The organism is Pseudomonas sp. 1D4, assembly GCF_001728925.1.
GTDB lineage: Bacteria > Pseudomonadota > Gammaproteobacteria > Pseudomonadales > Pseudomonadaceae > Metapseudomonas > Metapseudomonas otitidis.
In genome coordinates, this window is record NZ_LXJQ01000069.1 from 1 (window position 1) to 15664 (window position 15664).

General features: G+C 68.4%; 16 protein-coding genes. 13 read left to right on the forward strand and 3 right to left on the reverse strand.

All coding sequences use genetic code 11. The features are described 5' to 3' along the window. From ruvX to A7D27_RS24645, 4 genes are all read left to right on the forward strand, one after another. On the forward strand, positions 1-246 hold a 246-nt coding region (gene ruvX / locus A7D27_RS24630; RefSeq protein ID WP_083265774.1), incomplete at its 5' end, for a Holliday junction resolvase RuvX. Between the two features lie 12 nt (positions 247-258). Then, on the forward strand, positions 259-768 hold the full coding sequence (pyrR, locus tag A7D27_RS24635) for a bifunctional pyr operon transcriptional regulator/uracil phosphoribosyltransferase PyrR (protein ID WP_069559188.1): 510 nt from the start codon (positions 259-261) through the stop codon (positions 766-768). 25 nt (positions 769-793) lie between these two features. Next, a complete protein-coding gene (locus A7D27_RS24640; protein WP_044403578.1) occupies positions 794-1798 on the forward strand; it encodes an aspartate carbamoyltransferase catalytic subunit in 1005 nt (334 codons plus the stop codon). Beyond that, on the forward strand, positions 1798-3069 hold the full coding sequence (locus A7D27_RS24645; RefSeq protein WP_069566422.1) for a dihydroorotase: 1272 nt from the start codon (positions 1798-1800) through the stop codon (positions 3067-3069). The genes A7D27_RS24640 and A7D27_RS24645 overlap by 1 nt, the downstream gene beginning before the upstream one ends. Before the next feature lie 52 nt (positions 3070-3121). On the opposite strand, the gene A7D27_RS24650 is transcribed toward A7D27_RS24645, so the two are convergent. Beyond that, entirely contained in the window at positions 3122-3517 is a 396-nt protein-coding gene (locus A7D27_RS24650) for a TM2 domain-containing protein (RefSeq protein ID WP_069566423.1), read from the reverse strand. 106 nt (positions 3518-3623) lie between these two features. On the opposite strand from A7D27_RS24650, the gene A7D27_RS24655 reads away from it, so the two are divergent. Both A7D27_RS24655 and A7D27_RS24660 read left to right on the forward strand, forming a co-directional pair. After that, entirely contained in the window at positions 3624-4835 is a 1212-nt protein-coding gene (locus A7D27_RS24655) for a putative DNA modification/repair radical SAM protein (RefSeq protein ID WP_069566424.1), read from the forward strand. Further along, on the forward strand, positions 4835-6280 hold the full coding sequence (locus A7D27_RS24660; protein WP_069566425.1) for a TIGR03915 family putative DNA repair protein: 1446 nt from the start codon (positions 4835-4837) through the stop codon (positions 6278-6280). Before A7D27_RS24655 ends, A7D27_RS24660 begins: the two co-directional genes overlap by 1 nt. Here A7D27_RS24660 and A7D27_RS24665 read toward each other — a convergent pair. Together A7D27_RS24665 and pilT are read right to left on the reverse strand one after the other, a co-directional pair. Beyond that, positions 6222-7367, reverse strand: coding sequence for a PilT/PilU family type 4a pilus ATPase (locus A7D27_RS24665; RefSeq protein ID WP_044403589.1), 1146 nt, complete (start codon positions 7365-7367; stop codon positions 6222-6224). The two genes, A7D27_RS24660 and A7D27_RS24665, sit on opposite strands and share 59 nt — an antisense overlap. Positions 7368-7475: 108 nt before the next feature. After that, on the reverse strand, positions 7476-8510 hold the full coding sequence (gene pilT, locus A7D27_RS24670; protein WP_069559194.1) for a type IV pilus twitching motility protein PilT: 1035 nt from the start codon (positions 8508-8510) through the stop codon (positions 7476-7478). A 68-nt stretch (positions 8511-8578) separates the two neighbouring features. On the opposite strand from pilT, the gene A7D27_RS24675 reads away from it, so the two are divergent. From A7D27_RS24675 to A7D27_RS24705, 7 genes are all read left to right on the forward strand, one after another. Next, entirely contained in the window at positions 8579-9271 is a 693-nt protein-coding gene (locus tag A7D27_RS24675) for a YggS family pyridoxal phosphate-dependent enzyme (protein WP_069559195.1), read from the forward strand. A gap of 17 nt (positions 9272-9288) precedes the next feature. Next, positions 9289-10107, forward strand: coding sequence for a pyrroline-5-carboxylate reductase (proC, locus tag A7D27_RS24680; RefSeq protein WP_069566426.1), 819 nt, complete (start codon positions 9289-9291; stop codon positions 10105-10107). 2 nt (positions 10108-10109) lie between these two features. Then, positions 10110-11297 carry a hypothetical protein gene (locus A7D27_RS24685; protein ID WP_069566427.1) on the forward strand — a complete coding sequence of 396 codons (1188 nt, stop codon included), beginning with the start codon at positions 10110-10112 and terminating at the stop codon, positions 11295-11297. 91 nt (positions 11298-11388) lie between these two features. Next, positions 11389-11982: a YggT family protein gene (locus A7D27_RS24690; protein ID WP_069566428.1), complete on the forward strand. Its 594-nt coding sequence runs from the start codon at positions 11389-11391 to the stop codon at positions 11980-11982. After that, complete coding sequence (locus A7D27_RS24695; RefSeq protein ID WP_044403598.1) at positions 11982-12278, forward strand: DUF167 domain-containing protein; 297 nt, start codon at positions 11982-11984, stop codon at positions 12276-12278. The genes A7D27_RS24690 and A7D27_RS24695 overlap by 1 nt, the downstream gene beginning before the upstream one ends. A 172-nt stretch (positions 12279-12450) precedes the next feature. Then, positions 12451-14421 (forward strand): dynamin-like GTPase family protein, encoded by a 1971-nt coding sequence (locus tag A7D27_RS24700; protein ID WP_069559200.1) that lies wholly within the window; start codon positions 12451-12453, stop codon positions 14419-14421. 95 nt (positions 14422-14516) lie between these two features. Further along, positions 14517-15656 (forward strand): homoserine O-acetyltransferase, encoded by a 1140-nt coding sequence (locus A7D27_RS24705; protein WP_069559201.1) that lies wholly within the window; start codon positions 14517-14519, stop codon positions 15654-15656. The last annotated feature ends 8 nt before the right edge of the window (positions 15657-15664 follow it).

Genomic DNA, 15664 nt, shown 5'->3' on the forward strand with positions numbered 1-15664 from the left:
CTGCCACTGAACATGGACGGCACCCCCAGCGAGATGAGCGAGCGCGCCGAGAAGTTCGGCCGGCGCCTCAATGGCCGCTTCAATCTGCCCGTCTTCACCCACGATGAACGCCTGACCACCTTCGAAGCCAAGGGCCACCGCCTGGCGCAGGGCCAGCGCGGCGGCTACCGCGAGCGCCCGGTGGACGCCCTGGCCGCCGCCCTGCTGCTGGAAGGCTGGCTGGCCGAGCACCCCGGACACGACTAGCGAGGAACGCCCATGACACTGCCCAACCCGGCCGAACTGCTGCCGCAGATGGCCCGCGCCCTGACCGACCACCTGGCGGCCCGGCACATCGACACACCGCGCTTCGTCGGCATCCGCACCGGCGGCGTCTGGGTCGCCCAGGCCCTGATGGAAGCCCTGGGCCGCGACGACGCCATGGGCGTGCTCGACGTCTCCTTCTACCGCGACGACTTCACCCAGAACGGCCTGCATCCCCAGGTGCAGCCGTCCGAGCTGCCCTTCGAGATCGAAGGCCAGCACCTGGTGCTGATCGATGACGTACTGATGAGCGGGCGCACCGTGCGCGCCGCCCTCAACGAACTGTTCGACTACGGCCGCCCGGCCAGCGTGACCCTGGTCTGCCTGCTGGACCTCAACGCCCGGGAGCTGCCGATCCGCCCCGACGTGGTCGGCGCCACCCTGTCCCTGGCCACCCACGAGCGGGTAAAATTGCTCGGCCCCGCGCCGCTCGCACTCGAGCGCCAGGTCCTCGCCGCCTCCTGAAAACCCGACCCCCAGGGCCCGCCCCATGCCGAACGCCAAGCGCCCGCTGCAGCTCAACGACCAGGGCCAGCTGCGCCACTTCCTCTCGCTCGACGGCCTGCCCCGTGAGCTGCTGACCGAAATCCTCGACACCGCCGACTCCTTCCTCGAAGTCGGCGCCCGCGCCGTCAAGAAGGTGCCCCTGCTGCGCGGCAAGACGGTGTGCAACGTGTTCTTCGAGAACTCCACGCGCACCCGCACCACCTTCGAGCTGGCGGCCCAGCGCCTCTCTGCGGACGTCATCAGCCTGAACGTCTCCACCTCCTCCACCAGCAAGGGTGAGACGCTGTTCGACACCCTGCGCAACCTGGAGGCCATGGCCGCCGACATGTTCGTGGTGCGCCATGCCGACTCCGGCGCCGCCCACTTCATCGCCGAGCACGTCTGCCCTGACGTCGCCATCATCAACGGCGGCGACGGGCGCCACGCGCACCCGACCCAGGGCATGCTCGACATGCTCACCATCCGCCGCCACAAGGGCAGCTTCGAGAACCTCTCGGTGGCCATCGTCGGTGACATCCTGCATTCGCGCGTCGCCCGCTCCGACATGCTCGCCCTCAAGGCCCTGGGCTGCCCGGACATCCGCGTGATCGCGCCGCGTACCCTGCTGCCCATCGGCATCGAGCAGTACGGCGTCAGCGTCCACACCGACCTGGCCGAAGGGCTCAAGGACGTGGACGTGGTGATCATGCTGCGCCTGCAGCGCGAGCGCATGCAGGGCGGCCTGCTGCCCAGCGAAGGCGAGTTCTACCGCCTCTACGGGCTGACCACCCAGCGCCTCAAGCTGGCCAAGCCCGACGCCATCGTCATGCACCCGGGGCCGATCAACCGCGGCGTGGAGATCGAGTCCGCCGTCGCCGACGGCAGCCACTCGGTGATCCTCAACCAGGTCACCTATGGCATCGCCATCCGCATGGCCGTGCTCTCCATGGCCATGAGCGGCCAGAACACCCAACGCCAGATCAATCAGGAAGCCGAGGTGCAGAACTGATGCGTACCCACATCATCGGCGCCCGCCTCATCGACCCCGCCAGCGGCACCGACCAGGTCACCGACCTGTTCCTCCAGGCCGGCAAGATCAGCGCCATCGGCCAGGCGCCGGCCGGCTTCGAGGCCGAGACCCGCATCGACGCCCAGGGCCTGGTGGCCGCCCCCGGCCTGGTGGACCTCAACGCCGCCCTGCGCGAACCCGGCTACAGCCGCAAGGGCAACGTCGACAGCGAGACCCGCGCCGCCGCCGCCGGTGGCGTGACCAGCCTGTGCTGCCCGCCGCTGACCCGCCCGGTGCTGGACACCCCTGCCGTGGCCGAACTGATCCTCGACCGCGCCCGCGAGGCCGGCCACGCCAAGGTCTTCCCCATCGGCGCCCTCACCCGCAACCTCGCCGGTGAGCAGCTGGCCGAGCTGGTCGCCCTGCGTGACACCGGCTGCGTCGCCTTCGGCAACGGCCTGGCGCCCATGAGCAGCAGCCGCACCCTGCGCCGCGCCATGGAATACGCCGCCACCTTCGACCTGACCCTGGTGCTGCAACCCCAGGACGCCGACCTGGCCGAAGGCGGCCTCGCCCACGAAGGCGCCACCGCCGGCTTCCTCGGCCTGGCCGGGATCCCCGAGAGCGCCGAGACCGTGGCCCTGGCCCGTGACCTGCTGCTGGTGGAGCAGAGCGGCGTGCGCGCGCACTTCAGCCAGATCACCAGCGCCCGTGGTGCCGAGATGATTGCCGAGGCCCAGGCGCGCGGCCTGCCGGTCACCGCCGATGTCGCCATGTACCAGCTGCTGCTGACCGACGACGCCCTCACCGGCTTCTCCAGCCTCTACCACGTGCAGCCGCCGCTGCGCAGCCAGGCGGACCGCGAAGGCCTGCGCCAGGCGGTGAAGAGCGGCGTGATCGGCGCCATCGCCAGCCACCACCAGCCCCACGAAGCCGACGCCAAGCTGGCGCCCTTCGCCGCCACCGAGCCCGGCATCAGCAGTGTCGAATTGCTGCTGCCGCTGGCCATGAGCCTGGTGGAAGACGGCCTGCTGGACCTGCCCACCCTGCTCGCCCGCCTCACCGCCGGCCCGGCCCGCGCCCTGCGCTTGCCGGCTGGCCGCGTGGCGGTCGGTGCCCCGGCAGACCTGGTGCTGTTCGACCCGAAGGGCCGTACCCAGGCCGGCGAGGTCTGGCACTCGCGCGGGCGCAACTGCCCGTTCATCGGCGACTCGCTGCCTGGGCGCGTGCGCTACACCTTCATGGACGGCCACCTGACCTTCCAGGGCTGAAGCCGCTGCAAACGAAAGGGGCCGTCATCGACGGCCCCTTTTGCTTTCCGGCTCAACGCTGGGCGTTGAGCACCGAGACCTGCGTGTTCAAGGTCCAGAAGTCATAGAGCACGCCCAGCAGGAAGAACCCACCGGTGAACAGGTAGAGGATGCCGGTGATCCATTTGCCCTGGTACATGCGGTGCACACCGAACACACCGAGGAAGGTCAGCAGCAGCCAGGCCACCGTGTAGTCGTAGGAGCCCGCGTTGAAGCGCAGGGCGGCCTCGCGCTCCATGGACGGGATCAGGAACAGGTCGATGATCCAGCCGATGAAGAACAGCCCCAGGGTGAAGAACCACAGGGTGCCGGTCACCGGCCGGCCGTAGTAGAAGCGGTGCGCCCCGAGGAATCCGAAGATCCACAGGAGGTAGCCGATCAGGGTGCTGTGGGTATCCGGGCGTTGCATGTGATCTCCTGATGACGGGCCGGCGACCGAAGGTCGTCGACGGACTTGCACAGGTTCCGGTCGCCGAAATACTGTATGTACGCACAGTTAATTTCAGAATCCGACCATGGAACTGATCGACAAGCTAACCGTGCTGGCCGACGCCGCCAAGTACGACGTGTCCTGCGCCAGCAGCGGCGCCCCCAAGCGCGGCTCCACCGGCAAGGCCGGCATCGGGTCCACCAACGGCATGGGCATCTGCCACAGCTTCACCCCCGACGGCCGCTGCGTGGCCCTGCTGAAGATCCTGCTCACCAATTTCTGCATCTACGACTGCCAGTACTGCGTCAACCGCCGCTCCAGCGATGTACCGCGCGCCCGCTTCACCCCGGAAGAAGTGGTCCGACTGACCCTCGACTTCTACCGGCGCAACTGCATCAGCGGGCTGTTCCTCAGCTCAGGGATCATCCGCTCCGCGGACTACACCATGGAGCAGCTGGTGCGCGTGGCCCGGCTGCTGCGGGAAGAACACCAGTTCCGCGGCTACATCCACCTCAAAACCATCCCCGACGCCAGCCCCGAGCTGATCGCCGAAGCCGGCCTGTACGCCGACCGCCTTAGCGTGAACATCGAGCTGCCCACCGAATCCGGGCTGGTGCGCCTGGCGCCGGAGAAGCGCGTGGCACCGATCCGGCGTGCCATGGGCCGCATCCGCCTGGGCGTGGAAGAAGCGCAGGAGGAACGGCGTGGACCCGCCTTCGCCCCGGCCGGGCAGAGCACCCAGATGATCGTCGGCGCCGACGCCACCGACGACCGCACCATCCTCGGTACCGCCCAATCGCTCTACAGCGCCTACCGGCTCAAGCGCGTCTACTACTCCGCCTTCAGCCCCATCCCCAGCGCCCCCGGCGGGCTGCCGGCCGAGCCGCCACCGCTCATGCGCGAACACCGCCTGTACCAAGCCGACTTCCTTCTGCGCGGCTATGGCTTCCGCGTCGAGGAGCTGATCAGCAGCCCCGGCAACCTGCCCCTGGACATCGACCCCAAGCTGGCCTGGGCGCTGGCCAACCGCGAACAGTTCCCCCTCGACCTCAACCGCGCAGAGCCCGCGATGATCGCCCGCGTGCCCGGCATCGGCGTGCTCAGCGCCCGGCGCCTGGCGGACCTGCGCCGCGAGCGGCGCATCCGCTACCAGGACGTGGTGCGCCTGCGCTGCGCCATGGACAAGGCCCGGCCGTTCATCATCACCCAGGACTACAGGCCCCGGCTGGCCGACCTCGAGTCCACCGCCCTGCGCCGCCAGCTCGGCGACGCTCCGGCACAGATGGCGCTCTGGTGATGCACCGGCCCCGCTTCGACGGCAGCTTCGAAGGCTGGCGCAGCGAAGCCCGGCGCCTGCTGCAGGCCGGGGTCGCCCCGCACCAGGTGGACTGGACACCGGATGCCGGCCTCTTCGACGGCCTCGACCCCGCTCCGGCGGAAGCCCCAGGCGCCACGGTGCGCATCCCTCGCGAACTGCCGGAGTTGCTGGCCCAGGCCGCACGCTTCCGCCAGCAGGACCGCTGGGGCCTGCTCTACCGGGTGCTCTGGCGGGCTGCCCGGGGTGACCGCAGCGCCATGCTGCCGGGCGACCGCGACGGCGCCGAGCTGCACCGGCGGCTCAAGGCCGTGCGCCGGGAAGCCCACCACCTCCACGCCTTCCTGCGCTTCCGCCCGGGCCAGGCCCAACGCGGCGAGCCGGACTACCTGGCCTGGATCGAACCGGCACACGAGGTGCTCGACCTCGCCGCCGAACACTTCGTCCCGCGCATGGGGCGGCACAGCTGGCTGATCGCCACGCCCGGCGGCGTGGCCTGCTTCAACGGCGAGCGCCTGGCCTACCTGCCCCCGGGGCCACCCGGCCTGCAGGCCGCCATCGAGGAGCGCGACGACCCGGATCAATCGCTGTGGCAGGCCTACTACCGCAGCACCTTCAACCCGGCCCGGCTCAACCCGAAGGTGATGCGCGGCCACATGCCCGCACGCTTCTGGCGCCACCTGCCGGAAGGGCCGCTGATCCCCGCCCTGGTCAGCGAGGCCCGCACCGGCCAGCAGCGCCTGGCCCAGGCCCCGGCGGTCGGCGCCCAGGACGGCAAGACGGTGCTGATCAGCCCGCTGAAAGCCCAGCCGGTGCGCGAGGCCACCTCGGCCCTGGAGCGTTGCCAGGCCTGCCCGCGCTGGCACGCCGCGACCTGCGCCGTGGCCGGGCAAGGTCCGGAAACCGCCGACGTGATGGTGCTCGGCAGCCAACCTTCCGATCAGGATGACCTGAGCGGGCAGCCCTTCAGCGACCCCACCGGCATCCGCCTGCGCGAAGCCCTGGCCAGCGCCGGGCTGGCCCGCGAACGCCTGTACTTCACCCACGCCGTGAAGCACTTCGCCTGGCACAGCCAGGGGCTGCGCAGCGAGCGCGAGGCGCTGCCGGTGACGGAAGCCGAGCTGACGGCCTGTGCCCCCTGGCTGGAGGCTGAGCTGCAGCAGCTCCGGCCACGACTGGTGATCGCCCTGGGCGAAGGCGCTCGCGCGGCCTTGCGCGGTTTCATTCCGCCGCACCTGGCTGAACACGGTGGCGAGGTGCTGGAAACGAACCAGGCGCCTTTCGGCGCCTGGATCGCGGTTCCCTGGCCTGCGGGGAACGACACACTGGAGGCCTTGGCGCGCCGGGCGGCGCAGTGGCTGGCGCCACTCAGCGGAAGCGACGGCCCGGATCGTCTTCCGAGACTTCCAGGGACAGCCCGCCACTGATGCTGGTCAGGTGTTCGCCGTCGGTCTCGGAACCGAGCTTGATCATCAGGCGCAGGTCGTTCGCCGAGTCGGCATAGAGCAGGGCGTCTTCGTAGGTGATCTCGCCCTGGGAGTAGAGGTTGTACAGCGCCTGGTCGAAGGTCTGCATGCCCTGCTCGGTGGAGCGTTTCATCAGCGGCTTGAGCTCGTGGACCTCGCCCTTGCGGATCAGGTCGGCCACCAGCGGGGTGTTGATCAGCACCTCGATCACCGCACGGCGCCCCTTGCCATCCGGGGTCGGCACCAGTTGCTGGGCGACGATGGCCTTGAGGTTGAGGGACAGGTCCATCCACACCTGCTGCTGCCGGTCGGCGGGGAAGAAGTTGATGATCCGATCCAGCGCCTGGTTGGCGTTGTTGGCGTGCAGGGTGGCCAGGCACAGGTGGCCGGTCTCGGCGAAGGCCACGGCGTGGTCCATGGTCTCGCGGGTCCGCACCTCACCGATGAGGATCACGTCCGGCGCCTGGCGCAGGGTGTTCTTCAGGGCCACTTCGAAGGACTCGGTGTCGATCCCCACTTCACGCTGGGTGACGATGCAGCCCTGGTGCTGGTGGATGTACTCGATGGGGTCTTCGATGGAGATGATGTGGCCGGAGCTGTTCTTGTTGCGGTAGCCGATCATCGCCGCCAGGGACGTGGACTTGCCGGTGCCGGTGGCGCCGACGAAGAGCACCAGGCCGCGCTTGGTCATGGCCAGCTTCTTCAGCACCTCGGGCAGCTTGAGTTGCTCCAGGGTGGGGATGTTGGTCTCGATGCGGCGCAGCACCATGCCCACCAGGTTGCGCTGGTAGAAGGCGCTGACACGGAAGCGGCCGATGCCGCGAGCACTGATGGCGAAGTTGCACTCGTGGTTCTCGGCGAAGTCGCGGCGCTGCTGCTCGTTCATCACCCCCAGCACGGTTTCCCGGGTCTGCTCCGGCGACATGGGGTTCTTGGTGACCGGCATGACCTTGCCGTTGACCTTCATCGACGGCGGCACACCGGCCGTGATGAACAGGTCAGAACCGCCCTTCTCGACCATCAGGCGCAACAGTTTCTCGAATTCCATGGTCTTTCTCGCAATGTGGATGGCCGACCTGTTCGCTCACGTACAGGCCAGTTCGGGCAGCCGCCCCGTTCAAGCAGACAGGGCGCCTGCCGGGGCGCCCTGTCGGGTCTAGAAGTTTTCCGGCGTCTTGGCCTTTTCGCGCGCGCTTTCGCGGCTGACCAGGCCCTTGGCCACCAGACCCTTCAGGCAGCTGTCCAGGGTTTGCATGCCCAGGGAGCCGCCGGTCTGGATGGCGGAATACATCTGCGCCACCTTGTCCTCGCGGATCAGGTTACGGATGGCGGGGGTACCGATCATGATCTCGTGGGCCGCCACCCGGCCGCCGCCGATCTTTTTCAGCAGGGTCTGGGAAATGACCGCCTGCAGGGACTCGGAGAGCATGGAGCGCACCATCGCCTTCTCCTCGGCCGGGAACACGTCGACCACCCGGTCGATGGTCTTGGCGGCGGAGGTGGTGTGCAGGGTGCCGAACACCAGGTGGCCGGTTTCCGCGGCGGTCAGCGCCAGGCGGATGGTCTCCAGGTCGCGCATCTCGCCCACCAGGATGATGTCCGGGTCTTCCCGCAGGGCCGAGCGCAGCGCTTCGTTGAAGCCAAGGGTGTCGCGGTGCACCTCACGCTGGTTGATCAGGCACTTCTTCGACTCGTGGACGAATTCGATCGGGTCTTCCACGGTCAGGATGTGGTGGTACTTGGTGCCGTTGAGGTAGTCGAGCATCGCCGCCAGGGTGGTGGACTTGCCCGAACCGGTGGGGCCGGTGACCAGCACCAGGCCGCGCGGCACGTCGGAGATCTTCTTGAAGATCTCGCCCATGCCCAGGTCCTCCATGGACAGCACCTTGGAGGGAATGGTACGGAACACGGCGCCGGCGCCGCGGTTCTGGTTGAAGGCGTTGACCCGGAAGCGGGCCACGCCGGGCACCTCGAACGAGAAGTCGGTTTCGAGGAACTCCTCGTAATCCTTGCGCTGCTTGTCGTTCATGATGTCGTAGATCAGCGCGTGCACCTGCTTGTGATCCAGAGGGGGCAGGTTGATGCGGCGAACATCGCCGTCGACGCGGATCATGGGCGGCAGCCCGGCCGAGAGATGCAGGTCCGAAGCGCCCTGCTTGGCGCTGAACGCGAGCAGCTCAGTAATATCCATGGGACTCCCCAATTCCAAGCGGTTAGAATGCCGCAGACCCACTCAGGCCGGGCTGTAGAGCGCAGGTAATGTCCACGATAGCAAAGAATATTGCAAAGGTTCGCGCGCGTATCCGTGAGGCGGCGCAAGCCTCTGGAAGGGATTCATCCACCATCGGCCTGCTGGCCGTGAGCAAGACCAAACCCGCCGACGCCATTCGCGAGGCCCACGCCGAGGGCGTGGCCGATTTTGGCGAGAACTACCTCCAGGAAGCGCTGGCCAAGCAGGCCGAACTCACCGACCTGCCGCTGACCTGGCATTTCATCGGCCCGATCCAGTCGAACAAGACCAAGCCCATCGCCGAGCACTTCCACTGGGTGCACTCGGTGGACCGGCTGAAGATCGCCGAGCGCCTCTCCGCCCAGCGCCCCGCCCACCTGCCGCCGCTGAACATCTGCCTGCAGGTCAACGTCAGCGGCGAAGCCAGCAAGTCGGGCTGCGCACCGGAGGACCTCCCAGCCCTGGCCAAGGCCGTTTCCGGCCTGCCGAACCTGCGCCTGCGCGGACTGATGGCGATTCCCGAGCCCACTGACGACGTCGCGGCCCAGCACGCCGCCTTCGCCCGCCTGCGCCAGTTGATGACCGACCTGGACCTCGCCCTCGACACCCTGTCCATGGGCATGAGCCACGACCTCGAAGCGGCGATCGCCGAAGGCGCCACCTGGGTGCGCATCGGCACCGCCCTGTTCGGCGCCCGCGACTACGGGCAGCCGGCCCCCTAATAAGGAAGGAACACAACATGAGCACTCCCCGCATTGCATTCATCGGCGCCGGCAACATGGCCGCCAGCCTGATCGGCGGCCTGCGCGCCCAGGGCGTTCCGGCCGACCACATCCGTGCCAGCGACCCCGGTGCCGAACAGCGCACCCGCATCGCCGCCGAGCACGGCATCGAAGTGGTCGAGAACAACGCCGACGCCGTGCGCGGCGCCGATGTGGTGGTCCTGGCCACCAAGCCCCAGGTCATGAAGGCCGTGTGCGAAGCGCTGGCCCCGAGCCTGTCCGCTGGCCAACTGGTCGTGTCCATCGCCGCCGGCATCCCCTGCGCCAGCCTGGCCCGCTGGCTGGGCGTCGACAGCATCGTGCGCTGCATGCCCAACACCCCAGCCCTGCTGGGCGAAGGCGCCAGCGGCCTGTACGCCACCGCCGCCGTCAGCGACGAGCAGCGCCGCCAGGCCGAGCAACTGCTGCAAGCCGTGGGCATCGCCCTGTGGCTCGACGAGGAGAAGCAGATCGACGCCGTCACCGCCGTCTCCGGCAGTGGCCCGGCCTACTTCTTCCTGCTGATGGAAGCCATGACCGCCGCCGGCGAGAAGCTGGGCCTGAGCCCCGAAGTGGCCGCCCGGCTGACCCTGCAGACCGCCCTGGGCGCCGCGCGCATGGCCGTGGGCAGCGATGTCGGCCCGGCCGAACTGCGCCGCCGCGTCACCTCCCCCAATGGCACCACCGAGGCGGCCATCAACTCCTTCCAGGGCAACGGCTTCGAGTCCCTGGTGGAGCAGGCCCTGAGCGCCGCCGACCGCCGCTCCGCCGAACTGGCCGACCAGCTCGGGCAATGAACATGCCGCGCTCAGTCGCCTGGACGCTGGCACCCCTGCTGCTCTCGCTGGGCCTGCCAGCGCTGGCGGACACCTGCGCCCTGCGACCCGACCTGGCCCAGGCTGCACGCACCGCCTACGAGCAGGTGCAGGCCGGCCTGGACGGGCAGGACGAAGAGCTGCCCACCGACGTCTCCCCGGCCATCGCCACCGCCGTGGAGGCCCACAAGGACGCCATCACCCGCGCCCTGGATGCGCGCCTGGCGTGCAGCGGTGCCGACCTCGATGCCGACGCCCTGCAGCAGGAAATGGCCCGCGAGCTGATGCCGCCCCAGCCAACACCGGAAGACGAGGAAACCACGGTGAGCCCCTACGCGGCGATCCGCCATGACGAGCCGGGGCTGCCGCCAATGGTGGTCATCCAGGCCGCCACTTCCATCCCCTGCGGCGGCGACATCCTGCTGCTCGGCTATGCCCGGGAAGGCGACCGCTGGGTACGCGCCCTGGAATGGCGCAGTCCGCCACTGAAGGAGCTCTCCGACGCCTACGGCGACTTCTATCAGTACGTGCGCCTGCCGGGCGGGCAGTTCGTCATCGCCCACGGCACCCCCTGGTGCACCTCGCGCTGGAGCCGGTTGGCCGTGGATGTGGTGCAGCCGCGCAATGGCGAGACCGCCCAGCGCACCCTGCACCACCTGCAGCAAGGCTACGTGCGTGACGAAACCGAACCACGCCTGAAGGCCCGGCACGACGGCTTCGAGCTGCGTGCAGAAGTCGGCAGCCTGGACGCCGACCGCATGACCCGCGCCGGCGTCTACCGTTACCGCCTGGATGGCGACGCCCTGCAGCGCATCCAGCCGGCTGCCAGCAATGGCAGGGGCTTCGTCGACGAATGGCTGACGGTGGACGATGCACTGGCCAGCGACTGGAGCGACCCGGAGCAACGCCAGCAGAACCTGACCGCCCGCGAACAGCTCAGAACGCAGCGCGCTGCCGCCGGCATCACCCTGTTCTACGGCCCGGTGCGCCCCTGCAAGGACGCCGACCGCTTCCAGGTGGAGATCCAGCTGTACGACAGCAAGAAGGACCTGCACGACCTGGCCTATGCCTACGCCACCATCCTCCAGCGACCCGACGGTTTCACCCTGATGACCCTCGGCGACCATGAGGACATGCACTGCAACGGACCGGACCTGATGGCCGGACAGTGACACCCTCCATGCGCACCGGGAATCCCGATAAAGTAGCCCGCATGACCGGCACCCCCGCTGGCCGTGCGCCCACCCCCACAAGGAACGCCCAATGACCGGACTCGCCTCCGCCGCGATCTATGTGATCCAGACCCTTGGCAGCCTCTACCTGCTGGTCGTACTGCTGCGCTTCATCCTGCAGTTGGTACGGGCCGACTTCTACAACCCCCTCAGCCAGTTCGTGGTGCGGGCCACCAAGCCCCTGCTGAACCCGCTGCGCAAGATCATCCCCGGCCTCGGCGGGCTCGACCTGGCCTCCCTGGTGCTGGCCGTGCTGCTGCAATGGCTGCTGATGATCGTGGTGCTGCTGCTGATGGGCGCCAACCCCCTGGGCGCGCTGCCGCAACTGCTGGTGTGGTCGGTGATCAGCATCACCTCGCTGTTCCTCAAGGTGTTCTTCTTCGCCATGATCATCAGCGTGATCCTCTCCTGGGTCTCCCCGGGCAGCTACAACCCTGGCGCCCAGTTGGTGAACCAGATCTGCGAGCCGCTGCTGGCGCCCTTCCGCAAGCTGCTGCCGAATCTGGGCGGGCTGGATATTTCGCCGATCTTCGCCTTCATTGCACTGAACCTGCTGGATCGCTTCGTCATCGGTGGCCTGGCCGCCATGACCCAGATGCCGCCGCAGCTCAGCCCCTTCCTCTGATGAGCTGGTTCCGCTGGGATGGCGAGGACCTGATCCTCGCCTGCCACCTGCAGCCCAAGGCGAGCCGCGACGAGTTCGCCGGGCTGCACGGCGACCGCCTGAAGATCCGCCTCACCGCACCGCCCATCGAAGGGCGCGCAAACGCCCACCTGATGGCCTTCCTCGCCGACGCCTTCGGCGTCGCGAAGAGCCAGGTGAGCCTGGAGGGCGGTGAACTGAACCGCCAGAAGCGCGTGCGCATCCGCACCCCGCGCACGCTGCCGGCGCTGCCCGGACTGACCGCTCGGCAACCCTGACAGACCTTAAGGCGGGACTGTGAAGCCGCCCGATTGACGGCCAGCCAAGACGGCGGATAATTGCCGCACGCCCGCCCAGGCATCGGCCCGCTGTCGAGACGGCCGCACCATCGTTGTCGAGTTCCCCCCTTAGTTTCTGAACGCAGGACGCGTAAGCGGAAGGAGAGCCAGGATGAGCATGGAACGACTGAGTCAGCAGGTGGACGCCTACGTCGCCTGGAAGCGCGAGCTGATGCGGGAAATCACCCGCTACCGTAGCTGGCTGGAACACAGCCGCCTGAGCACCGCCGCCGTGCAGGACAAGCTCGAGCGCGCCCTGCGCCTGCTGCGCACCGACCACATCACCCTGGCCTTCGTCGGCGAGTTCTCCCGCGGCAAGACCGAGCTGATCAACAGCCTGTTCTTCTCCGAGTACGGCCAGCGCATGCTGCCGTCCCAGGCCGGGCGCACCACCATGTGCCCCACCGAGCTGTTCCACGACCCGCGCTCGGAACGCCCCTACATCCGCCTGCTGCCCATCGAGACCCGCACCGCCTCGGCCAGCGTCGCCCAGTTCAAGCGCATCCCCCGCCACTGGGTGAACATCCCCCTGGACACCAGCGACCCGGACAACATGGTCCAGGCCTTCACCCAGGTGGCCAAGACCAAGCCGATGCCGGTGGAGCAGGCTATCCAGCTCGGCTTCCACCCCGACACCCTGGAGCCCGCCGGCCGTCCCGGCATGGTGCTGGTGCCCGCCTGGCGACACGCCATGGTCAACTTCGACCACCCGCTGCTGCGCCAGGGCCTGCGCATACTCGACACCCCCGGCCTGAACGCCCTGGGCGCCGAACCCGAACTCACCCTGTCCATGCTGCCCGCCGCCCAGGCGGTGATCTTCCTGCTGTCCGCCGACACCGGTGTGACCGCCAGCGACATGGACATCTGGCTGCAGCACATCCGCCAGCTGGACGACGACACCCAGACCAGCCTGTTCGCCGTGCTCAACAAGATCGACGTGCTCTGGGACGACCTGGCCGGCGAGACCTTCGTGCAGAACGCCATCCGCCAGATCCAGGACGCCACCGCCCGCCAACTCGGCATCCGCCGCGAGGACGTGCTGCCGCTATCCGCCAAGCAGGCCCTGCTGGCCAAGGTGCGCAAGGACGACGAACTGCTCGCCCGCAGCCAGATGGCCAACCTCGAGCGCCTGCTCTGCGAGCGCATCGTCGCCCAGAAGGAACGCCTGCTGGAGACCCGCGTGGTCAACCAGGTCCTGGCACTGCTGCAGAACAGCCAGCACGTGCTCAACCTGCGCCTGGAGAAGGTCCGCGAGCAGCAGGCACTGCTCAGCAACCACCAGAACGACAACGGTCAGCTGCTGTTCGAGCTGACCGCCCGCACCAAGGAGGACCACGCCAGGCACCATCGGCGGCTGCTGGGCCTGAAGACCAACCAGCGCCTGGTCAAGCGCCAGGGCGAGCTGCTGCGCGCCGCCGTGCGCCCCGAGCGCCTGGAGGAACACCTGGCGCGCGTGCGCCGCGACCTGACCGGCAGTTGGACCACCGTCGGCATCAACCAGGCCATCCTGCACTTCTTCCGCGCGGTGGAGACCGACCTGCACGCCCTCGACCACGAGGCCGACGCCGCCAACCGCATGGTCGCCGCGCTGTACCGCCGGCATAACGAGGAAAGCCCACTGCAGGGCATCGACGCACCGCAGTTCGACCTCACCCGCTATTACCGCGAACTGGGGCAACTGCGGCAGAAGGGCGATCAGTTCCGCCTGCACCTGAAGACCCTGCTCACCGAGCAGCGCCTGCTGACCCGACGCTTCTTCTCCACCCTGGTGCAGGAAGTGATCGGCCTGCACCAGCGCCTGCGCCAGGAAGTCGCCCAATGGGCCGCCGAAGCGCTGATGCCGCTGATGCAGAACACCCTGGAGCACAAGCAGCTGCTGGAAACCCACATGCTGCGTCTCAAGGCTCTTGCCCAGAACACCCAGCAGGCCCGCCAGCGCGTGCTCCAGCTCACCCGCTACGTGGACGAGCTGGAACGCCAGCTCAGCCAGGCCAACGACATGCTCCGCGCCCTGCGTCGCCCGGCGCCGATCCAGCGCCAGGGCAAGGTGGTCACCCTGCCGCGAGTGGCCCGCCAGCAGTGATCCAACCCCCTCCCAGCACGCGCAGCCGCGCGCTTGCCGGGTGCTGCAGTGCTCTTTAGACTGGCGCCCTTCCTGAAAAAAGAGCAGCGGTAGCGATGCCCACCGTCATTCCCGAAGACTCCGTCGGCCTGGTGACGCCCCAGGTGCAGCGCTTCAGCGAGCCGCTGCCCTTGGCCTGCGGCCGCACCCTGGCCGACTACGAGCTGGTCTACGAGACCTACGGCGAACTCAACGCCAGCCGCAGCAACGCGGTCCTCATCTGCCATGCGCTGTCCGGCCACCACCATGCCGCCGGCTACCACAGCATGGAAGACCGCAAGCCCGGCTGGTGGGACAGCTGCATCGGCCCCGGCAAGGCCATCGACACCCGTCGCTTCTTCGTCGTCAGCCTCAACAACCTCGGCGGCTGCAACGGCTCCACCGGCCCCTCCAGCCTCAACCCGGCCACCGGCAAGCCCTATGGCGCCGACTTCCCGGTGATGACGGTGGAAGACTGGGTGCACAGCCAGGCCCGCCTCGCCGATGCCCTGGACATCACCCAATGGGCCGCAGTGGTGGGCGGCAGTCTCGGTGGCATGCAGGCGCTGCAATGGACCATCAGCTACCCGGACCGCGTCCGCCACTGCCTGGCCATCGCCTCGGCACCCAAGCTGTCGGCCCAGAACATCGCCTTCAACGAGGTGGCCCGCCAGGCCATCCTCACCGACCCGGAGTTCCACGGCGGGCACTTCCAGGAACAGGGCGTGATCCCCAAGCGCGGCCTGATGCTGGCGCGCATGGTCGGCCACATCACTTACCTCTCCGACGACGCCATGGGCGAGAAATTCGGCCGTGGCCTTAAGAGCGAGAAGCTCAACTACGACTTCCACAGCGTCGAATTCCAGGTGGAAAGCTACCTGCGCTACCAGGGCGAGGAGTTCTCCGGGCGTTTCGACGCCAACACCTACCTGCTGATGACCAAGGCGCTGGACTACTTCGACCCCGCCGCCGCCCATGGCGGCGACCTGGCGCGCACCCTGTCGGCGGCCAAGGCGAACTTCCTGGTGATGTCCTTCACCACCGACTGGCGTTTTTCCCCAGCCCGCTCGCGGGAGATCGTCGACGCCCTGACCGCTGCGCGGAAGAACGTCAGCTACCTGGAAATCGACGCGCCCCAGGGCCACGACGCCTTCCTCATACCGATCCCGCGCTATCTGCAGGCCTTCAGCGGCTACATGAACCGCATCGCCCTCTGACTAGGAAG